At 43.9% G+C, this 21,478-nt stretch carries 16 protein-coding genes; 12 read left to right on the top strand and 4 right to left on the bottom strand.

What is annotated here, in order from left to right; translation table 11 throughout:
* Window positions 1-40: 40 nt before the first annotated feature.
* The 4 genes from J2S00_RS07170 (at window position 41) to J2S00_RS07155 (ending at window position 6,349) form a co-directional block, all read left to right on the top strand.
* The gene (locus J2S00_RS07170) at window positions 41-970 is read left to right on the top strand and encodes an ROK family protein (RefSeq protein ID WP_307337391.1); all 930 of its coding nucleotides are present in this window, start codon (window positions 41-43) and stop codon (window positions 968-970) included.
* On the top strand, window positions 967-1,944 hold the full coding sequence (locus tag J2S00_RS07165) for a type I phosphomannose isomerase catalytic subunit (RefSeq protein WP_307337388.1): 978 nt from the start codon (window positions 967-969) through the stop codon (window positions 1,942-1,944). Before J2S00_RS07170 ends, J2S00_RS07165 begins: the two co-directional genes overlap by 4 nt.
* 32 nt (window positions 1,945-1,976) lie before the next feature.
* Entirely contained in the window at window positions 1,977-5,120 is a 3,144-nt protein-coding gene (locus J2S00_RS07160; protein WP_307337385.1) for an alpha-mannosidase, read from the top strand.
* Between the two features lie 314 nt (window positions 5,121-5,434).
* On the top strand, window positions 5,435-6,349 hold the full coding sequence (locus tag J2S00_RS07155) for an ROK family protein (RefSeq protein WP_307337382.1): 915 nt from the start codon (window positions 5,435-5,437) through the stop codon (window positions 6,347-6,349).
* Between the two features lie 128 nt (window positions 6,350-6,477).
* On the opposite strand, the gene J2S00_RS07150 is transcribed toward J2S00_RS07155, so the two are convergent.
* Window positions 6,478-7,848: a glucoamylase family protein gene (locus J2S00_RS07150; RefSeq protein WP_307337379.1), complete on the bottom strand. Its 1,371-nt coding sequence runs from the start codon at window positions 7,846-7,848 to the stop codon at window positions 6,478-6,480.
* 296 nt (window positions 7,849-8,144) lie between these two features.
* Here J2S00_RS07150 and J2S00_RS07145 point away from each other — a divergent pair, with 296 nt between their 5' ends.
* From J2S00_RS07145 to J2S00_RS07110, 8 genes are all read left to right on the top strand, one after another.
* Complete coding sequence (locus tag J2S00_RS07145) at window positions 8,145-9,146, top strand: LacI family DNA-binding transcriptional regulator (RefSeq protein WP_307337377.1); 1,002 nt, start codon at window positions 8,145-8,147, stop codon at window positions 9,144-9,146.
* Between the two features lie 82 nt (window positions 9,147-9,228).
* Complete coding sequence (locus tag J2S00_RS07140; RefSeq protein WP_307337373.1) at window positions 9,229-10,572, top strand: extracellular solute-binding protein; 1,344 nt, start codon at window positions 9,229-9,231, stop codon at window positions 10,570-10,572.
* A gap of 219 nt (window positions 10,573-10,791) precedes the next feature.
* A complete protein-coding gene (locus J2S00_RS07135) occupies window positions 10,792-11,574 on the top strand; it encodes a carbohydrate ABC transporter permease (RefSeq protein ID WP_307337370.1) in 783 nt (260 codons plus the stop codon).
* Between the two features lie 11 nt (window positions 11,575-11,585).
* Entirely contained in the window at window positions 11,586-12,407 is an 822-nt protein-coding gene (locus tag J2S00_RS07130) for a carbohydrate ABC transporter permease (protein ID WP_307337366.1), read from the top strand.
* A gap of 12 nt (window positions 12,408-12,419) precedes the next feature.
* A complete protein-coding gene (locus tag J2S00_RS07125) occupies window positions 12,420-12,950 on the top strand; it encodes a hypothetical protein (protein ID WP_307337364.1) in 531 nt (176 codons plus the stop codon).
* A 21-nt stretch (window positions 12,951-12,971) separates the two neighbouring features.
* Window positions 12,972-15,335 carry a beta-galactosidase gene (locus J2S00_RS07120; protein WP_307337362.1) on the top strand — a complete coding sequence of 788 codons (2,364 nt, stop codon included), beginning with the start codon at window positions 12,972-12,974 and terminating at the stop codon, window positions 15,333-15,335.
* Between the two features lie 2 nt (window positions 15,336-15,337).
* A complete protein-coding gene (locus J2S00_RS07115; protein ID WP_307337359.1) occupies window positions 15,338-17,446 on the top strand; it encodes a glycoside hydrolase family 2 protein in 2,109 nt (702 codons plus the stop codon).
* Between the two features lie 49 nt (window positions 17,447-17,495).
* Window positions 17,496-18,107 (top strand): DUF624 domain-containing protein, encoded by a 612-nt coding sequence (locus J2S00_RS07110; RefSeq protein ID WP_307337356.1) that lies wholly within the window; start codon window positions 17,496-17,498, stop codon window positions 18,105-18,107.
* 88 nt (window positions 18,108-18,195) lie between these two features.
* Here J2S00_RS07110 and J2S00_RS07105 read toward each other — a convergent pair whose 3' ends face one another.
* The 3 genes from J2S00_RS07105 to J2S00_RS07095 all read right to left on the bottom strand — a co-directional run bounded on the left by J2S00_RS07105 (window position 18,196) and on the right by J2S00_RS07095 (window position 21,465).
* Window positions 18,196-18,966, bottom strand: a complete 771-nt coding sequence (locus tag J2S00_RS07105) for a carbohydrate ABC transporter permease (RefSeq protein ID WP_370875850.1) — start codon at window positions 18,964-18,966, stop codon at window positions 18,196-18,198.
* A gap of 54 nt (window positions 18,967-19,020) precedes the next feature.
* A complete protein-coding gene (locus J2S00_RS07100; RefSeq protein ID WP_370875849.1) occupies window positions 19,021-19,908 on the bottom strand; it encodes a carbohydrate ABC transporter permease in 888 nt (295 codons plus the stop codon).
* Between the two features lie 222 nt (window positions 19,909-20,130).
* The gene (locus J2S00_RS07095) at window positions 20,131-21,465 is read right to left on the bottom strand and encodes an ABC transporter substrate-binding protein (RefSeq protein WP_370875845.1); all 1,335 of its coding nucleotides are present in this window, start codon (window positions 21,463-21,465) and stop codon (window positions 20,131-20,133) included.
* Between the last annotated feature and the right edge of the window lie 13 nt (window positions 21,466-21,478).

Genomic DNA, 21,478 nt, shown 5'->3' with positions numbered 1-21,478 from the left:
GACATGATGTTGCATCAGTGGTCGAAAGGGAGAGAAACATATGAAACATGCAATAGGGATTGATATTGGGGGAACAAAGATCGCAACCGGGATTGTAGATGCATATGGTCAGGTAGGACCATATCAGATGATACCCACCGATACGACAGCTTCCCCTATGGCTGTGATCAATGAGATAGAGGATATTATTAAAGAGTTGCTTACAGAAGGAGATTATTCCCCAAAAGATATTTTGGGGATAGGCGTTTGTGCTCCAGGGCCGTTGGAGGCAAGACAAGGGAGGATTACGTGCCCACCCAATTTGCCTAAATGGAAGGATATTCCTATAGTGAATCTTTTACAAGAGAGGCTTTCAACACCAGTGATCCTTGAAAATGATGCCAATGCAGCTGCGTTGGCAGAAAAATGGATAGGAGCAGCCCAAGACAGTGAACATTTTATATACTTGACTATAAGCACAGGAATAGGGGCAGGACTGTTTCTTCATGGACGTTTGGTGACCGGAGCACGGGGGAATGCCGGAGAAGTTGGACATATGGTCATTGATCCAACACAAGGCATATGTCGTTGCGGGCAACGTGGATGTCTGGAATGGTTAGCTTCAGGAACAGCCATTTCACGGATGGCATCAGAAGTGATGAACCGTGATTTAACGGCGGAAGATGTCTTTGTGCTTTACAGGCAAGGTCATGAGCAGATAGTGCCACTCATCGATCAGGTTTTCACATATATAGGTATGGGCTGTGTCAATTTAATTAACCTCTTTGATCCTGAAAAAATCGTGATTGGCGGAGGAGTATCACAAGCAGGACAGCCATTGTTCGATGCGGTGCGGAATTATGTGCACCGTTATGCCTTAAACCCTTCCGGACGAAAAACAGAAATTGTGCCGGCTCAGTTGAAGCAGCACGTTGGCTTGATTGGAGCAGCGGCGTTAATTTTTCACCATAGAGAGGAAGAACCGGTATGAAAATATATCCTGTAAAATTTAAGCCCATTCCTCAAGAACGGATTTGGGGCGGCCATCAGTTAAAAGAATGGTTCGGTGTCAAGGATAAGCACCCAATTGGGGAGTATTGGGTGCTTTCCGGTCATCCCCATGGCTTAAGTGTCGTTAGTGATGGTCCCTTGGTTGGTAAGACGCTACAGGAATTAATAGACATGGCACCGGAAGCCTATCTTGGGCAGTCACCACAACCACGGTTCCCTTTGTTGATCAAATTTTTGGAAGCAACCAGCGACTTGTCTGTACAGATTCATCCCGATGATACGTATGCCCAAAGAGTGGAAGGAGATTATGGCAAAACTGAAGCTTGGTATATTCTTCACACCAAGCCTGACGGAAAAGTGATTTACGGTCATACATTTCCGGATCGCGAGGCGTACTTTCAAGCCATTCGAGAACAGCAGGTGCACAAGTATCTCAACTATAAACCCATAAAAAAGGGTGATGTCGTATTTGTTCCTTCCAGAACACTTCACGCTTTATTGGGAGGAACGATTGTATTGGAAATACAACAAACATCTGATATCACTTATCGAGTATATGATTGGGACCGTGTTGATGAGCAAGGGCGGGGCCGAACACTGCATGTAGACAAAGCAGCTGATGTGATGCAATATGGACAGGATGTACACAGGGAAAGCGGCCAGGTTGAAATTAAGACCGTGTTTGTTGATGAGCGCATCACTCACCACCGTTTGGTGAGCTGCTCCTATTTTACAATGGAAAAGATAGAACTGACAGCAGGAGAATATACCCTGACAACAGGAAAAACAAGCAATCCGGATATTCTGATTGTGGTAGATGGAGAAGGGAACTTAGAAACGGGCGATATGACGATGCCATTAAAACGGACTGATACAGTGTTGGTACCGGCTCAGTTATCTGCATATCGCCTTAAAACAACCAAACGTTTCACTCTCATCAGGGCATTTTATTAAATGCTATTTTAGTTTGAGTGGGAGGTTGGCACATGTTTTGGACTGAAGAAAAGTTGAGAAACAGAATAGAGGAAATGAGTCAATATCGTTATTGTGATCGTATCACAATTAAGTCACTTAAGATGCAGACTGATAAGGAGGGGGGTGTTGGAACTCGTCCTCCGCAGTCCGGAAGATGGGATCAAATTAAAATAGGAGACTATTGGACAGGGCGTGATCTGTATGTTTGGATTGCGGCGGAAGTGGAGATTCCTAGGAAATGGCAGGATAAAACGGTTGTAGGTCTTTTTGATTTTGGGAAAACCGGTAGTGGGAATAACTCGGGATTCGAGTCGATGCTGTATGTCAATAACGAACCCTATCAAGGTGTTGATTCTAACCATAAAGAGGTTTTCCTCTCCAATACGCTTGTCGGAACAAAAGTGTCTTTGATGTTCCGATTATGGTCCGGGTTAGAAGGAGGGGGACAACCTGAGGCTCAAGAGCATAGAATCAGACAGGCTGAAATCGCGTGGTTAAACGAAGCAGCGGATGATCTTTACTTTACCAGTAAGGCAATTCTGGACACTGTGAATGTGTTAGATTCATCAGCGCCTGAAAGACATCAATTACTCCGGTTGGTGGATAATGCATTTAAGAAAATTAACTGGTCAAGTCCGGGTTCTGTTCAGTTTTATCGTTCCGTTGAACAAGCCAGGCAATATCTTAACAATGAACTTAATGAATTAGAAAAACGTTCCCCGATTGTTATTTGGTGTATTGGCCATACCCATATCGATGTGGCCTGGTTATGGCGTTTAAAGCATACCCGAGAAAAAGCAGCGCGATCATTTTTGACTGTTTTGCGTTTAATGGAAAAATATTCAGAATACATTTTCCTTCAAACACAACCTCAATTGTATGATTATTTAAAACGAGATTATCCAGAGATCTATCAACAGATATGTCAGCAGATTCGGGAAGGACGTTGGGAAGTCGACGGTGGGATGTGGCTTGAAGCGGATTGTAACATTCCGTCCGGAGAATCGTTAGTGAGGCAAATTTTAATAGGTTCCCGCTTTATTGAACAGGAATTCGGTAAAAAATGTAAATATCTTTGGCTGCCTGATGTGTTTGGATATAGTTGGGCATTACCGCAAATTCTCAAAAAATCAGGTATTAAGACATTTATGACGACTAAAATTAGTTGGAATCAATATAATCGCATGCCACATGATACATTTATATGGCGGGGGATTGATGGAAGCGAAATTTTAACCCATTTTATTACGACACCCAAACCCAATACGGAAGGGTGGTTATATACCTACAATGGGGAAATAAGAGCAGACACCATCAAAGGTGCGTGGGATGCTTACCAAGATAAGCATATAAATCAGGAGTTATTAGTTTCGTATGGCTATGGGGATGGCGGAGGGGGTGTTAACCGTGAAATGCTGGAAATGCGCCGGAGATTGGACAGGTGTCCTGGAATGCCGCATGTAAAGACAGGGCGGGTGGATCAATATTTCGAACGATTGCACGATAGAGTGGAAAAGACAGACCAATATGTGCATACCTGGGACGGAGAATTATACCTGGAATATCATCGTGGCACCTATACCAGTCAGGCTTATAATAAACGGATGAATCGTAAGCTGGAACTGTTATATAGAGAAACAGAGTGGTTAAGCGCTTTGGCCAGCATAAAAAAAGGCTGGGATACTTACCCTCAACAACAACTAAATGAAGGATGGAAAATTATTTTACGAAATCAGTTTCATGATATTATTCCCGGCTCTTCCATTGCTGAAGTTTATGAAGATAGCCGGGAAGAATATGACCAAGCACAGCAGATTGGTCAAGGATGCTGGAAAAAGGCCGCAAACTTATTGATCCAATCTGATCGTGAAGCTCACGCATTTACAATCTTTAATTCCTCTTCCTGGCAACGGGATGATATCGTACGGATACCGGCAGGAGATGATTTGTTAAGTGGGAAATGGTATGATATGGACGGCAATTCACTAACCTCTCAACTGATAGATGGGGAATGGTGGGTCAAAGTGACCAATCTCCCACCTCTTGGCTATACATCCATTCGGTTTATCCCAGATGAGCCAAATAAACATCAACAAGAGCCTGTGCCATTTGAGTATTCTTTATCTGGCATAAAAACCCCTTATTATGAGATTGAATGGAACGATAAAGGCCAACTAGTTCGGATATATGATGTGGAGGCCGAAAGGGATGTATTAGCACCCCAATCAAAAGGAAATTTACTTCAGGTATTTGAGGATAAACCACTGCGGTATGACGCATGGGATATTGACCTTTACTACCAGGAGAAAGTCGAAGAAGTTTGTGAATTGAAAACAGTAAAATTGAAAGCTGTGGGCCCGTTGGCTGCTGTCATCCGGTTTGAATGGCAATACATGGAATCCACCATCAGTCAAGACATGATCGTTTATGCTGATCATAAGCGGATTGATTTTGCTACAAAGGTAGATTGGCACGAACAGGAAAAACTATTGAAAGTGGCTTTTCCGGTAAATATAAGGGCCACGGAAGCTACCTATGATATTCAATTTGGAAATGTGAAGCGGCCGACACATTGGAATACCAGTTGGGATATGGCCCGTTTTGAGACAGTAGGCCATCAATGGGTGGATTTGTCAGAAAATGGGTATGGTGTGAGTTTGTTGAATGATTGTAAATATGGACATGATGTTAAGGATAATGTACTGCGTTTGACATTGATTAAGTCGGCCACCTATCCTGATCCTCAGCAGGACCAAGGTGAACACCTGTTTACCTATGCCTTGTTCCCTCATGAAGGAAACTGGTATGAAGGGCAGACTGTTCAGCACGCATGGCATCTGAATAATCCTTTAACATTCGCTAAGGGTAAAGCGGAAAAGAATATGATGTCTATGTTCAGATCATCGGTTACAAACATCATGATCGATGCAGTCAAAAAAGCAGAAGACCATAACAAACTTATTTTGCGTCTTCACGAATATACAGGGTGGAGAGGTAAAGTATGCCTGACCAGTGATCTCCCTATTCTCTCATGGCAGGAAGTTGATTTAATGGAAAATCCTTGTGGTGAAAAGAAACAAGGCCAAGCGTTGGAATTTACAATTAACCCTTATGAGATTAAAACGTTTATGATAGATTTTGTGATTAAAAGTTAGTGTAACACATAAGTTGTACCATTGGGACATATATAGGAGGAACCAAAACAGCGGTTGGTATGTTAATAAACATGAACATGTACTAAAGCATAAGATGATTCTCATTGAAATGACTGTCTCTTCCCTTGTAATGATGAAAGGATAAAAGAAGTGATCGAAGGACTGTTAAGCTACACGGTATTGGAAGTACAAGACATTCAGGGCATCGGGGGTTGCACTTCTGGACCATTGGACGTAAGCTAGAACAATGACCTGCCCGCCAAATTTACCAATTTGGCAAGACATTCCTAGACAGCATAGTGGGAGGAGTAATGATGTTCATCATAGGAGTGGATCTTGGAGGCACATTAATTCGGGCTGGTTTGTTTACAGAAGCAGGAGAGATGCTTGACAGAGAAGAAAGAGACACACTTGCCGCTGAGGGTCCAGAAGCGGTGATTAGCCGTATTAAGGAAGCTGTTTTTCATGTGTGCGACCGGCAAGGTATCGATGTACGACACGATCAAATCATGGGGCTGGGCATTGGCTGTCCCGGCCCTCTTAATCCGTATCCGGGGGTTGTTTTATCCCCGCCTAATTTGCCGGGATGGGAGCATATCCCTTTACGCGACATCCTGAGCGAGGCATTTAACGTGCCTGTCTATTTGAATAATGATGCGAACGCTGCTGTGTTAGGAGAATACTATTACGGCAGTAGCAAGGGAACGAACAACCTGATCTACATGACAATCAGCACAGGTATTGGCAGCGGTGTGTTGATTGATGGACGCTTACTTTTAGGAGAGAACGGGAATGCCGGAGAAGTGGGGCATATGGTGGTTGATGTAAATGGGCCTGTGTGCGGATGTGGCAACAAAGGCTGTTTGGAGGCGATTGCCAGCGGTACTGGCATTGTGAAACGGACCAAGGCTAAACTGACACAGACGGAGCAAGCATCGCCCTTGAGGGACATTGATGGATTCACTGCCAGACATGTTTTTGAGGCTGCAAAAGCAGGCGATCCGCTAGCCATGGAGATTGTCGAAGAAACCCGTTATTATCTGGGCGTTGGCATTGCCAACATCATTAACTTATATAATCCTCAAAAAATCGTATTTGGCGGCGGTGTCAGCAAAGCGGGGGACTTTCTATTAAAACCGCCATTAAAATCGCCAGACAGAAAGCATTGCCAGGTGTTAGTGAAAGGATGCAGTTTGAGCGGACCAGTCTGGGCGGCGATGTGGGGTTAGTGGGTGCTGCGGCACTGGTGAAGTATTATGGAGAAGTAAATAATATCTGGGTGTAAAATACTTTTCATCGTAAAGCAAATAAATCCCCCTGGCTCCCCAATGGGCTGATAGGGGGATTTTTGGGTTGTTTAGTCGAGGATAGAAAATCTCTCGCGATATAAGAGGTGTTCAGGGATTTTACCAATAGAGTCTTGATGGAAATAGTTGCGTATGACTCCATCCAACAGGTAGTTAGCAATAGCAACAATGGTCATACCCTGATCTAGGGCAAGGTATGTTTTTGCAACGACACCGGTCTCCATATTCACTGAGTCATAGAATCCAAAAGGACCGTAGGCATTCAATGATCTCAAGTATTTAATATTTTCCCAAACTTTATCTGGGGCATGGTCTAAGGCCAGGAAAGTGGCGTGGGGCGTCACAGTAGCTTTGTCATCGTACCCCCAAGTTCCCAGCTCGGCTACGCCAAACTCAGAATATCCATTTGGTATTGCAGCAGGAGAAAACCCCCAGGCAGGGTATCCTTTTTCTTCAGCATAGGCAATTTGCAACTGGACATGGCGTTTGTTATTTATACCAAGTGCCTTTGTGCCTAGTTCGTTCTCCTTAAGCACGAGACTTGGCATAAGTGCTTCGAACATGCTGCCTCCCCAGCTGGGGACGAATTTAACGCCTTTGTACTCATAATGTCCTTGAAAGACCTCTACTCCATCATAATATTCAAAATATCCTTGAGGAATTTGGCGTTGCCAGTCCCACTCTTTGGGAAGAGTTCGATACATACGCCACCAGTGTTCTACGGGAACATCTCCTTTACCGATAGCTATATAACTGGCCACTCTTGGTTCAGTATAAAACATGCCATAATGAAACTCAGTTAGCGTTTGACGAAGCACATCATATCCACCGTGAAATTGACCCACTTGCTGGTCATATAGATGGGAATAGTCCATGGCGTTGATCAAGGGGACTGTAAGTTCTTGAAGCTCCGGATAGGCTTGCCCAACTACAATTAAAGCGGCCGTTAACCACCCATTGTCTACAGTGGAAATGAATTTCCCCCAATCTGTTTTTAGAGAGCCGTCACTTGTGTAATACCAGTTATAAAATAATCCGTTCCAGGTATCTTGCTGTTCTAGGGTTTGGAGTGTTGTTTTGATCTTTTCTTTTGCTTCTGCTTCTGAAATGATTCCAAGTTCGGCAGCTGAAATGGTACTGAGTAAATACATGCCAATGTTGGTAGGTGAAGTGTGAGTATACTCTACAACAGTACCGTTTTCCAGGTCGATTCTGTCCAAAGTAAGACCAGTCTCTGGGTCTGTGAACGTTTCAAAGTATTTATATGTTTGCTTGGCGATGGCAAACAGTTGCTTCTCTAGAGCCTTTTTCTGCCCTTGGTTTAATTCTGTAGTTACGGAAGCTTGAGCGTTCTGGGTGTAAGGTAAGAACAGTGCCGCAATAAGAACGATGATAAGCACGCTGATCAGAACTTTCCTCATATGTATTCCCTCCCTATGGAAATTTAGAGTGTTTAATAGAAGGCGAGACGACAGATTTCACCACCACCTCCTTCTAATTAGTTATTGAAACGTTTCGATTACAAACTAAAAAATGAAAGCGCTATCTTACTTGTGTTTGTTTTTATAATAGTAAATAGTTCTTTATTTTTCAAGCGTTTTTAGAGGTGTTTTTTGAATTGGAGTGCAATTTAATATTGACTTATGTGATTTAATCAATTATTCTATAAGTGTAAAATCGAAACGTTTCGATACATATAAACGTACAGGTGATCGAAATGACTACCATCAAAGATGTGGCAAAGCTCGCAGGAGTCTCTGTCTCCACTGCTTCTTACGCTCTAAATGGCAAAGGAAACGTGAAACCTGAAACAAAAATGAAAGTATTGGAAGCTGCCAAGCAATTAAACTATCAAAAAAATGGCCTAGCCATGGACTTGAAAAAGAGCAAAACCAAAACAATCGCACTGATATTAAGTGATCTTTCTGGTCCGTATTATTCGGAATTAATCAAAGGTGTTCAGGAAGTCACGATGGCTAATGGCTATGACTTAATAGCATGCAGTTCTATTGGAGGCAAAGACTCAACAGCGATTAAATTTTTAACGGAAAAAAGAGTGGATGGCGTGATTATCCTTGCCCATAACATCTCAGATGAGGTTATTATGGCCTCCTCTCGCGATGGATTTCCAATCATTGTACTGGACCGTTTTTTAGAGGATCAGCATATTATTAGCGTGCTCGTCAATAATACCCAAGGTGCTTATCAAGCAACAAAATATCTCATTGAGCAGGGACACCGAGATATTGCTTTTATTAGCGGTCCGTCTAATTCAGTAGATAGTATTAATCGCATGAAGGGTTACCAGCAAGCCCTTGAAGAGTATGATATTGCCTATCAGTCCAAGTGGACCTTCACGGGTAACTTTACCCGTGAGGGAGGTTATCACGCGACCAAACTGCTGATCATGCAGGGGGATTTACCGACGGCTGTCTTTTATGCTAACGACGAGATGGCATTGGGTGGATATCAGGCGTTTGAAGAAATGGGGATTAAGATTCCTGATGACATTTCTGTCATGGGGTTTGATGATATTCAAATTGCCCAGTATCTTAATCCTCCTTTGACCACGGTTAAACAACCTAAATATGAGGCAGGTACATTAGCCGCCCACCTCTTGTTCCAAGCTTTTGACAATCAAGAGATTAATAGACGCTATGACCTGAGCACGGATTTAGTCATCCGAGGGTCTGTTGCCAAGCCGCAAAATCTAATCTGAGCAAACCCAAGGGAATGAGGGGGCCAGCCCTAATGGGCAGGCGTCCTTTCCAAAATAACATAAAAAGGGGGATTTTTTAAACATGAAAAAGCTTATGTCAGTTTTAGCGCTGCTGTCTGCTCTTCTGCTTGTTGTCGTTGCCTGTTCAAACAGTGAAGAGCCAGCACAACCTGATACTGGCGAAAATGAAAGCGCCACCAATGAAGAGGAAAATGAATTGTCAGGGGAAATTACGATTATGGTTCCGGCAGGAGGTTATTACTATGATCATACCCGGAACTTTTTGGCCAAAAAATTTATGGAAAGACATCCGAATGTCAAAGTCAATGTGGAGCAGGAGCCTGATGGCGGGCAGCTGACAGCTCGCTTAGCTGCAGGAGATATCCCGGATATTCTGGTCGGGGTGTTTGGCTATCAACCAGCCAAATTTGCCCAGCAAGGGATGATTGTCAACTTGGCAGAGATGCCAGGAGCTGATGAGTTGTTTGACAGAGTGAGTGAACACTATGTTCAAGAGCATTTTGGCGGTAAATATTATGTTCCTTGGAATGCGACCACACAAATGATGATTTATAACAAAGCATTGTTTGAAGAAGCGGGACTAGATCCTGACAATCCGCCTACAACGTTTGAGGAATACTTGGCCGCTGCTGAAGCGATTCACAATTTGCCTGACCGTGAGGATGGATCCAAAGTATTTGGAAATGTATTCTGGAATGAAGCCCTGGCTTGGGGCGGTTGGTATTGGACAATGAAAGCTCAAATCTACTATAACTTTAATGATGGAAAGTATGGGTTGTTTAATGAGTTAGGAACGGATGTGGTGTTTGACGAAGAAGAAGCTGGGTTTGCCGATTTCTTGACATTTATGCGTCAAGCACAAGAATACGCACCTGAACAAATGGAAAACAATGATTTCTTCAGCCGGAATGTAGGGATGTGGCTGCAATTCGGTTACGGATGGAAAGCCAATCTGGCTGAAGCAAAAGATGGGCCGATGGTGATTGGTGAAGATGTCGGGGTGGCGCCCATCCCTGTCCGCCAAAAAGGGGATACCCACTGGTCCACGCTTGATGGTCGCTCTCTAATGATTTTCAAAAGCAATCCGGAACAAGAACGGCTGGCCTTCGAATTTATCAAATTTATGATGGAAGATGACATTAACCTGGAGTCACTTAAGGCTTTGGAACAATTACCCACATTGAAAAGCCTGCAAAACCATGAATATTTTCAGGCCGAAGATATTAAGCCTTTCGTAGAGCAACTTGAACATGCCATTATCAATGAACCCGTAGCTGAGTTGGATGATGTTAGCAATATTATCTTGCAGTATTACATTGAAACTGTGATTCACCACAACTTGACACCTGAAGAGGCCGTGGAACGTGCAGCAGAAGAAGCTCGCCAAATTTTGCATCAAAACTAGTATAAACGAGAACGGAATAGCTTGTATCGCCGTGATACAAGCTATTCTGTTACGTCATGAAGGAAGGGAATAACATTGCAAATTAAGCTGCGCCCAGTAACAAGCATACCTTCGAGGTTAAGGGTGAATTCACAAACTTTATACGGGTATCTGTTTTCTTTACCCTGGATCTTGTATTTTATCATTTTTCTTTCAGTGCCCATATTTTTGGCTTTTAAAATGAGCTTTCAAGATATCAATGTCTTACAACCCGAAAGAGCGCGCTTTGTAGGTATTGAGAACTGGATCAATGGCATTCAAGATCCACTGTTTTGGAAAGCGCTGTTCAACATTCTTTACAATCAGTCTATTTTCATCGCCCTTACCTTTGTTATTTCTTTGGGGATGGCTTTGTTGTTAAAGGAAATTACAGCAGGTGCAGGCATCTTTAGGACCATCTATTTTTTGCCAGTCATCACCTCCATTGCCGTGGCTATGATTATTTTTGAGTTTTTGGCCAGTCCCAATGGGCCGGTACAGCGCATCATGATGTCGGTGGGACTCTTAGATGGACCCGTGTTCTGGACCTTTTCAAAATGGTTACCTATGCCGCTCTTGGCCATTTTTAACAGCTGGAAATGGTTTGCAGTACAAATGATGATTTTTCTTGGAGGCTTATTAACCATTAATAAGGAGCTGTATGAGGCAGCAAGGGTCGATGGGGCCAGCTGGTGGACTCAGTTTTTTAGAATTACCCTCCCCCTGCTTAAACCTCAAATTTTGTTTGTGATGACCATGAACGTCATTAATGGAATGCAAATGTTTACTGAAGTGTTCATGATTTTTGATTTACAAGGTGGTCCCTATCATGCGGGACTAACACCTGTTCTCTATTTGTATAAAACTGGATTTGATGACATGTCGATGGGTTATGCAGCAACGTTAGGACTGTTGCTTGCTGTGGTGATACTCATTTTAACCACCATTCAGTGGAAATTGATTAACCGCCATGGAGAAAGTTAGGGGGTAGCCTCATGTTCAACATCAGGTGGTCCAAAATTGCAATATACAGTGTACTTATTTTAGGGTCAGTCATTGTCATGTATCCTTTTTTCATTATGGTGATGAATTCGTTTAAGCCGGGGACCGAAATTATGCACTATCCGTTGTCGCTGCCCCAAAACTGGACGATTTCGGGTTATGTGAAGGTGTTCACCACATTAAACATGGGCGTGTTGTTCAAAAACAGCCTGATTATTTCTGTCAGTGTAACGATTTTAAACGTCATTCTAAACGCTATGGTGGCTTATGCTTTAGCCAAGCTGCATTTTCCTGGACGGGATATCATTTTTAAAGTGGTCCTGGGTTCAATGATGATTCCAGCCATATTATTACTCATTCCCACGTATACCATGTTGTATAACTGGGGATGGGTGAACACCTACCGTGTGATGATCATCCCGGTGGCTGTTAGCGCCTACAACATATTTCTCATCCGGCAGTTCTTAATCCAGATTCCCAATGATTATTTGGAGGCGGCGCGTATGGATGGCTGCAACGAAATTCAGGTGTTTTACAAAATTGTGCTGCCGATGATTAAACCGGTATTGGCTACGGTCGGCATCTTAACCTTTATGCATAGTTGGAATGATTTGTTTATGGCTCTGTTGTATTTAAGGGATGAATCCATGTATACCCTTCAGCTGGGGTTATACCAATTCAAGGAAGTGATTCCTGGGCGGTTTCTCGAGCAACTGTGGGCAGCCACTACTTTAGTGACTGTGCCAGTTGTGATCGTGTTTTTCTTCTTGCAACGTTATTTCATCGAAGCCTTTACCGGTGTGGGCTTAAAGTAAGGAGAGAGCTTGATGAAAAAAGTGCTTTTAGTTACCATTTCTGTCATTTTGTTTGCTAGCGGTGTCTATGCCTATGTTTGGTTTGAAACCTATCAAAATGCAAAAAAATTTATGGAACAAGCGGATGCCAATTTTGAGCGGGGTGATTATGGGAAGGCCTTAAAGGGTGGGGAAGTCTACGACGAACAAGAGCAGGCCTACGTCTTTACAGGTGGGTATGAACATGTGTTAATGCTGTGGTCCAGCCGGTGGGCGATTCCTAAACCAGGAATTTATTATGAAGCCAAAGAAAAAATAGATGTGATTATATATGAAAAGTTATCAGCTGATGAAGGCTTTGCCCTTTTTCAACAATATTTCAATCTCAACAACCGCCATCTGCCGGAGATATTGTTGCAGAGCGGACGCTTATACATCGAAGCAGGAGAATATGAAAAAGCTAAAGCGATATTTGAATTGGCCATTGATGCTTTTGGTTCACGGGAGTGGGTAAGAGAAGAAGCCGAGGCCCAATTATTGAAAATTGAACAGCTAGAAAACTAAGAATCAATGGAGGCAAAAACGATGACAGTCACATGGAGACAAGGGAAATTTATCATTAATGGTCAGGAAACGTTTCTATATGGTGCTGAATTTCATTATTACCGCGTTCCGCAGGCGGAGTGGAGCCAGCGTTTGGATAAAATTATTGAAGCAGGCTGCAACCTGGTGAGTACCTATGTGCCGTGGATTTGGCATGAATATGAGGAAGGCGCCTTCGATTTTACCGGAGAGACGAGAGGTGAACGTGATCTAAAATCGTTTCTTAAACTGGTTAAAGATAAAGGGCTGTACTGTATTGTCCGCCCTGGCCCCTATGTCATGGCAGAGGTAAAGAATGAAGGCATCCCTGGTTGGCTTTTGGAAAACTATCCGCAGGTCATTGCCAAACAACGGAGCGGAGCTGATCATCCTACGCGAGTCGTCTCCTATCAACATCCTTTATTCTTAGAGAAAGTGAAGAACTGGTACAGTGCAGTTAACAAGGTTATTGCCCCCATGCAGATTAATGAAAACGGAAGCGTCATCATGTATCAACTTTGCAATGAGATCGGCATGCTGCATTGGGTAACCAACACATCGGACTACAATGAAGATACTTTGCAAAAGTTTGCAGTTTATCTTGAGGGGCAATATCAAACCATAAGTGCCTTTAACACGAAGTATGGTTTATCTGAATCGTCATTTACTGATTTTGTCAATATATTTAAAGCTGGATTACCCGCCCATTATCCTTCTTTTCATTTTGAATGGCGCCGGTTTTGGCGGGACTATATTAAAGATTATGTCAATCATTTAAGATCATTTGCCAAGCAAACAGGAATAACGGTCCCGTTCATTGTGAATGTACATGGGTTTAAAGATTTTTCTATCTACAGCCGTGGTGTAGATTACCCCATTGGTTTGTCCCAGTTATATAAAACGGCTGAACTAGATGATGTTGTTGTGGCAGGTGACTTTTACCCTGGACATATCGGTTATGACACTTATCATGACTTAATCCTGAGTTGTTCGTTGACTAAATCCATATCTCATCCCGAACAGCCCTTATTTTCAGCTGAGTTTCAATCAGGACGGTTAGCAGACCGGCCGCGGCTTTACCCACAAGATCTGGATTTAAATACCCGTACCTGTGTAGCCCATGGTATGAACGCTTTAAACTATTATATGTTTGTTGCCGGTGAAAACTATGAACAGATTGGCTTGTTTGGCAGACGCCATGAATGGCAGGCTCCCATTGATTCCAAAGGGCAGGAAAGGCCCAATTATGCTAAAGCCAAACATTTGGGACATCTGTTTCGAACGATCGGACAACGTTTGTTAAGTGCTTCCAAACACATACACACTTATATCGCCTTTAATCCTGATGATTATATGACTGAGGTGACAGATGAGCGGGACCGGGATATGGTGAATGAGCTGGCTGCGAAGCGGGAAACCTTTGCCTTTGATGGTATTCAGCGTTTATTGGCCGCAGCCAACATTCACTATGAAGCGGTTGACTTGCTAAAAGAGTTAGATGTGGAGAAAGTGCCCACTCTATGGGTATTCTCCAGTGCGTATATGAACGAAGATATTCAGCGTAAGCTAGCAAACTATGTGCAGGCTGGGGGAAGGCTGGTCTTGTATCCAGAGATTCCGACACATGATTTGTATGGCAAGCCATGTACGGTCCTTGCTGATCAACTCCAGTTAGGAGAATGGGAGGTTGTGCCTGGCATTAGCCGGGTAGACGTGTTAGGCATTGACTCGGTTAATGTGAAGCAGCGGCTCAAGTTTTCCCAATATGACGGCGAAGTGATAGCGGCCTTTACAGAAGGGGCAAAACCAGAAGTTGCTGCCTATACAAAGCGAGTGGGGAAAGGTCAAATTTTGGTACTCGGTATAGGGATGGGGCATGATTACCATTATCAGCTTGAGGTGATTAAAGCACTGGCAGAGGTTGTGGGTGTCAGACCCCATCTTACAGCAAGTGATCCGGACCTTTCCCTTGTGGAACGGACCAATGGGAGTGATTCTTTTATCTTTATTAATAATTATGATGAGGTAGAGAAAACAGCTGTCATCTATGAACACGGTTCCCCGTTGTTTGACGGTGAAACCATTACCTTGCCCCCCAGGTCCGGTGCGGTTTTTGTCCGTTATTACCGCCTAAATGATGATATCACGATACGCTATGCCACCGTCGAGCTGACTGATCTTTATCAAGAAACAGGAAAGATAGAGCTCCGAGTTATCCCCATTGGCCGGCAAGGGTCAATAGCGCTTACGATGGAAGGAAAATGGAGGTCAAATCTGGAGGAGCAGCCCATCCATGGCAAATTAAAAATCGAAGGGATTACGGATCCCTTGACCTTAATCTTAACCAAGGATAGAGAGGATGGCTGATCGTGAAGCTTTCTCTTAATGGCGAATGGGCTTTTTCCTTGAAGAGTTGCCGTTTTGAAGAACTAACAGAGCAGGACTGGCAAGGGACCATGAAGGTCCCTTCCAACTGGGAAAAACAAGGGCTCCATAACTATCATGGCTCCGTGTGGTTGAAGCGTTTGGTTACCCTTGAGACACTTCAACCTGCTGACCGCTATTGGCTTCAATTTAAAGGGGTTGACTATTTTAATGAAGTTTATGTTAACGGCCATAAAGTGGGGGAACATGAGGGCTATTTTCAAACGCATGAATTTGAAGTGACGTCCTTATTAAAACAAGGAGTTAATGAGTTTGTATGCAGGGTAACGTCTCCTTTAGAAACACCGGGGACGGTATGGCCTAATAAAAAGCAATTGATTAAAGGCGTTTTAAATCATCACGATGCGCGTCCCGGTTCCTGGGATGAGGAACGGGGGCAAGATCAAAATACGGGCGGCATTTGGCATGATGTGTGGCTCTATTCAACACCTCAAGCTAAAATTGACAGATGTAAAATTACGCCTCATTTACGCCAAAACGAAGCAGTGCTTACGATTGAGACACAGGTGAATGTGTCTGAGCGGTGTCAGGCGGTTCTTCACTATCACATCCAGCCTCATAACTTTGCTGATAACGTCTATTATGAATGCTCCCAAGAAGTCATGCTCGATAGAGGCACTCAAAAAATGTATACAGTTGTAACCATTGCTGAGCCCCGGTTGTGGTGGATATGGGATCAAGGAGAACAGGCCTTGTACCAGCTAACAGTGACATTAGAAATAGAAGGGATAGAAACACAGTACCAAATACAAGAAGTGTTTGGTATCAGAGAAGTGTTCCAGGATGAACAGGGACGCATCTATTTAAACGGCCGCCAAGTGTTTATCAGGGGGACCAATTATATTCCTACCCAATGGTTGAGTGAATTCACATGTGAACAGATTGCACAGGACATTAACCTGATGAAGGAAGCAAACATTAATGGGGTTCGTGTTCACGCCCATGTTACGCGAAAGGAGTTTTTTGAAGCTTGCGATCGGGAAGGAATATTTGTGTGGCAGGATTTTGCCTTACAATGGTCGTATGAAGAGAGCGATCGCTTTACCGCAAATGCCGTTAAACAAATTAAGGAGATGGTTAATCAATTTTACAATCATCCCTCAATTATGATTTGGTGTTGTCATAACGAGCCCAGTACCAACAGGGATTATCTTGATCCCCTTCTTTATTGGGCGGTCAAAGAGGAAGATGCCAAGCGTATTGTTAAAGAAGCTTCTGATTTTACCGAGCATGTGTATCCTGGATGGTATCATGGTTCCTATCAAGAGTATACAGGATTGCCAGGAGCACCATTTGTCACTGAATTTGGAGCTCAGGCTTTGCCCAACCTGAAGATGATGCGGGATATGATGAAGCCGGAGGAGCTGTGGCCGCCCAAATGGGAAGTATGGGCTTATCACGATTTTCAATATGATGAGACATTTAATGTTGCGGGGATTAACATGGGAGACTCCTTGGAAGAATTTATCGCCAACAGCCAGCAATACCAAGCGGACCTTCTGAAGTTTGCCATTGAAAATTACCGGCGGAATAAAGGAAAAGTGACCAGCTTATTTCAATTTATGTTTGTCGATTGCTGGCCAAGTATCACCTGGTCCGTGGTTGATTATCACCGCCAGCCTAAAAAAGGATACTACGCATTAAAACAAGCCTATGCACCGCTTTTAGTCTCTATTGAGATGTTACGTAAGAAAGTCAATCCCGGGTATCCTTTGTTTAAACAAATTGTAGTGGTTAATGATTACCCTTATTCATTTGAGGATGTCTCATTAAAAGTCATGATTACTGACAAACAAGGCCAAGTGTACTTTAATTATGTTAGCGATCATACTTGGAATATTGCAGCACAATCTGTCTGTCCTATAATAAAATTAGGACTAGGAGCCCAACCTTTCTGGAAAGTACCTGAAACCTTGGAACCAGGCACATATGACATTGTGCTGGAGTTAAGACAAGGAGATAAAGTACTTACAGCTAATCAGGAGCAATTTGAAGTGGTAGCTGCTGTACAGCGCTTTGATCAAAAGTTCTGAATGAACCTCATGTTAAGGATTCAAAGTTTTTATTTCAAGGATGAACACAATGCAAGGATTTTTTGAATCGTCTTTTAAAGACAAATTGGATACAGTTACTGATTTTTGGTTTCTCAATCTGTTGTGGTTGCTCCTTTGTTTGCCAATAATAACACTTCCACCGGCAACCTTTGCTTTATTCCATGTGTTATACCAATGGGTGACGGGCAGAAGGATTGGAGTGAGCCGTTCCTTTTTCCAAGGTGTAAAACAGTATTGGATCCAAAGTTATGGCTACGCTTTGTTACTCGGTATCCTGCTTGTTTCAGTGTATGCCTACTACAGCCTGTTGCTCATGGGTCTGAGTGAAGTCATGGAAATATTAACATTGGGGCTCATGCTCGTGGTAGTCAGCATAGGACTGGTTTTGCACATTTACTTTATCCCATTAACGGTGATGCTTGATGTTTCATTTTGGAAGCGGATCTTATTGTCCTTCGTCTTGGCAGCTCGGCAGGTGGCTCTAACGCTTGTGCTGCTTTTGGTTAATGGTATTGCGGTTTTAATTGTAGTCTTCTATCCCTATCTTATTGTCTTCGGTGTCGTTACGGTTGTAATATATTTCCACAATAAACTGATATATCAAAAGGTACAGGGTTATATGGATGAGGTTCAGGGCTAGTTGCACAATATAATCGCCCCGTTCTCATGATTGAGGTCGGGGCGATTTTTTAGTGCATTAAATATTGTTAGGCTATACCCTGTCCTTCCTAGCCTTTAACCGACCCGGCCAATAAGCCCCGGACAAAATATTTACCAACCAGAATATAGACCAGCAAAGTGGGCAAAGCGGCAATCAGGGCACCCGCCATTTGCACGTTCCAATGGACAATCTGGCTGCCGGACAGATTTTGCAAGGCGACCATGATCGGCTGGGAACCGGAGCTGGTGATACTGACGGCAAACAGAAATTCGTTCCAGATGTTGGTGAATTGCCAGATGCAAACCACCACAAACCCGGAAACTGAGAGGGGCAGCATGATATGGCGGTAAATACCCAGAAAATCTGCACCGTCAATTTTGGCTGCTTCAATCAGTTCGGTTGGAATGGCCGCATAAAAGTTACGGAAAATCAGGGTTGTGATGGGAATGCCGTACACCACATGGACCAGGATCAAGCCGCCGATCGAGTTGTACAAACCAATTTGGCGCAGGAACTCAATGAGCGGGATCAAAATGCTTTGGTAGGGAATGAACATGCCAAATAACAAAAAGGTAAACACCCACTCCGAACCTTTAAAGCGCCACTTGGACAAGACATAGCCATTCAAGGAACCCAACAGGGCTGACAGGATCGTCGCCGGAACCACGAGATAAATGGTGTTTAACAGGTTAGGAGCCAGCCGTTCATAAGCATATTTATACGATTCAAAAGAGATAGAGGTGGGCAGCTGCCACATGCGGTCCAAGGAAACTTCGTCGATGGGTTTTAAACTGGTAATCACCATCACATAGACAGGCATGATAAAGACGACAGCCATGGTGGTCAGCACCAGATAGAGAGATAGACGGCTTAAGCGGATTGCTGGCATTTGTTAATCCCCCTTTCTGTTAGCTATGAGGTACGGAACGATAAATATAGCAACGAAGATGAGCATAATCATTGCGATGGCTGCCCCGTTGGCATAAAAGTTGCCGCGAAAGGTGGTTTCAAACATGTACACCCCTGGGACATCAGTGACGAAATTCGCTCCCGGTCCGGTCATGGCATAGATGAGGTCAAAGATTTTCAGGGAGATGTGCGCCATGATGATGGTAATGCTAATTGTAATGGGCAGCAGCATGGGGAAAATAATTTTACGGTAGATTTGGAACTCAGTTGCACCGTCCACACGAGCTGCCTCTTTCAATTCATCTGGAATGGCCCGAAGACCAGCCAAGTACATAGCTAAGGAGAAACCGGTCATCTGCCACACGGCAGCGATCACCACGGCAATTATGGCGACCGGAATACCAAATTCGATATTCCCAAGGGGGAAGCTAAAGGCAATGGAAGTATCAGTGTACCACCTGGGTAAGTTTTCCATACCCAACTTGGCTAAAATGAGGTTAACACCTGTGCTGGGATTAAGCAGCCACTGCCATACCACCCCTGTCACGACAAAGGACAAGGCCATAGGAAACATAAAAATATTGCGGAATAAGGACTCTTGCCGGATGTTTTGGTCAATCAATACGGCCAGGAGAAAACCCAACCCTAAAGTGCCAAAGATAAAGAACAGGGTAAAAAAGAGGGTATTTCTTAAATCTGACTGAAAGCGGTAATCATTAAATAGGAAGATGTAATTTTTCAAACCGGCAAATGATAAATCTTTGACCAGGGTATTCCAGTTGGTTAGGGATACGTAACCGGTCCAGCTGATAAAGCCGTATACAAAGATGCCAACGGCTGCAATAGAGGGCATGATGAACAGAATAGCCATGATTTTGTCCCGGTTTGGCTTGGGTCTGTTGATAGCGGATACCATTTCACTTTGATTGTTGACAGTTACGTTAGTGCCATTCACTGTATCTCCCCCCTTATGTCAAACAAGATGCATACTATAATGGCGATGTCTGTCCAGCAGTAGCTAGTTATCCAGCTGCAATCAAAACAGAATGAAAGAAAAAGGTGGTAGGTTCACTACCACCTACCAAACATCAACTTACTGGTTGATATGCTCATCTTGGGCCGCTTGGACAGTTTGGATAAACTGGTCCACATTGCGAGAAGAAACAAAGATGTTCACAGCCTGGTTGAACTGTTGCACAAAGCCGGCTGGTGCAGCAGAGTTATGGGCCAAGCTTGGCGTTAAAGTGCTTTTTTTGAATTCTTCAATCGTTTGTTGTCCGTATTCGTTATATTTAGATACATCGGCGTCCACACGAGCCGGAATGGACCCTTTGAGCGGATTGAAGACATCCTGACCTTCAACAGAGCCAAGTACTCTTAAGAAGTCTTTGACAACTTCAGGATCTTCCACACCTTTAGGCAACCCAAAGGTATCGGTGACCACCATGAACATGCCTTCTGTTCCGGGTGGCGCCACCCAGCCAAAGTCTTTGTTCGGTTCAAGGTTAAGGTCTGTGGCGAAGTAACCGGCTGCCCAGTCGCCCATCACGTTCATGGCAGCATCTCCATTAGCTACCATTTGGGAAGCATCTTGCCAGTTGCGGGCAGCATGATCATCATTAACGTAGTCCAGCATTTGACTGAACGTTTCCATCACATCTGTGAATTCAAGGCTGTCAAACTTCAATTCACCGGTCCACAGCTGGTTATACTTTTCGGCACCCAGCTTGCCCAGCATCACTGACTCCAGAAGATGGGAGGCCGTCCAGGGTTCACGGTCGCCCAGTGCCAGTGGTGTGACGCCAGCTTCTTGTAAAGCCTCAGCCACTGCAAAAAATTCATCGAAGGTGGTCGGCGGTGTCAAGCCGTGCTCTTCAAAGATGGCGACGTTATACCACAGGACGTTGCTGCGGTGAATGTTGACAGGGACGGAGTAGATATCGCCGTCACTGGTGACCAGTTCGATCAAATCTTCAGGGAACTTGTCGTACCAGCCTTGTTCCTCGTACAAGTCATTCAGCGGCTCCATTTTACCAGCTGCAGCCCAGCCAGTGTTTAAAGCTGCACCGCCATGAATCTGGAAAGTACCCGGCGGATCGTCACCTTGCATGCGGCTGGCCAAAACGGCCTGGGCATTAGTGCCAGCCCCTCCAGCTACAGCAGCATTGATCACTTCAACATCGGGATGTTTTTCTTCGAATAACTCAATCAGGGCTAACAAGCCTGCTTCTTCACCGGCACCTGTCCACCAGCTGAAAATTTCAAGTGGCTTTTTACCTTCAGCAGGTGCTTCACTGGCAGGTGCTTCAGCTTCATTTTCAGTGTCTGCTTCACCAGCGTCGGTTTCTGTCTCTGATCCACAAGCAGCCATGAAAATGCCCATTAACAATAACAAAGCGGATAAAATGGCTAAATGTTTGAATTTCACCTGATTTCCCCCT

It is taken from the genome of Caldalkalibacillus uzonensis, assembly GCF_030814135.1.
Lineage (GTDB): Bacteria > Bacillota > Bacilli > Caldalkalibacillales > Caldalkalibacillaceae > Caldalkalibacillus > Caldalkalibacillus uzonensis.
This window is presented reverse-complemented; position numbering and strand designations above follow the sequence as displayed.

Bases quoted from the DNA above. Each gene is read 5' to 3' on its own strand.
- J2S00_RS07170 (WP_307337391.1), top strand. From the start codon at position 41: ATGAAACATGCAATAGGGATTGATATTGGGGGAACAAAGATCGCAACC.
- J2S00_RS07165 (WP_307337388.1), top strand. From the start codon at position 967: ATGAAAATATATCCTGTAAAATTTAAGCCCATTCCTCAAGAACGGATT.
- J2S00_RS07160 (WP_307337385.1), top strand. From the start codon at position 1,977: ATGTTTTGGACTGAAGAAAAGTTGAGAAACAGAATAGAGGAAATGAGT.
- J2S00_RS07155 (WP_307337382.1), top strand. From the start codon at position 5,435: ATGTTCATCATAGGAGTGGATCTTGGAGGCACATTAATTCGGGCTGGT.
- J2S00_RS07150 (WP_307337379.1), bottom strand. From the start codon at position 7,848: ATGAGGAAAGTTCTGATCAGCGTGCTTATCATCGTTCTTATTGCGGCA.
- J2S00_RS07145 (WP_307337377.1), top strand. From the start codon at position 8,145: ATGACTACCATCAAAGATGTGGCAAAGCTCGCAGGAGTCTCTGTCTCC.
- J2S00_RS07140 (WP_307337373.1), top strand. From the start codon at position 9,229: ATGAAAAAGCTTATGTCAGTTTTAGCGCTGCTGTCTGCTCTTCTGCTT.
- J2S00_RS07135 (WP_307337370.1), top strand. From the start codon at position 10,792: ATGAGCTTTCAAGATATCAATGTCTTACAACCCGAAAGAGCGCGCTTT.
- J2S00_RS07130 (WP_307337366.1), top strand. From the start codon at position 11,586: ATGTTCAACATCAGGTGGTCCAAAATTGCAATATACAGTGTACTTATT.
- J2S00_RS07125 (WP_307337364.1), top strand. From the start codon at position 12,420: ATGAAAAAAGTGCTTTTAGTTACCATTTCTGTCATTTTGTTTGCTAGC.
- J2S00_RS07120 (WP_307337362.1), top strand. From the start codon at position 12,972: ATGACAGTCACATGGAGACAAGGGAAATTTATCATTAATGGTCAGGAA.
- J2S00_RS07110 (WP_307337356.1), top strand. From the start codon at position 17,496: ATGCAAGGATTTTTTGAATCGTCTTTTAAAGACAAATTGGATACAGTT.
- J2S00_RS07105 (WP_370875850.1), bottom strand. From the start codon at position 18,966: ATGGCTGTCGTCTTTATCATGCCTGTCTATGTGATGGTGATTACCAGT.
- J2S00_RS07100 (WP_370875849.1), bottom strand. From the start codon at position 19,908: ATGGCTATTCTGTTCATCATGCCCTCTATTGCAGCCGTTGGCATCTTT.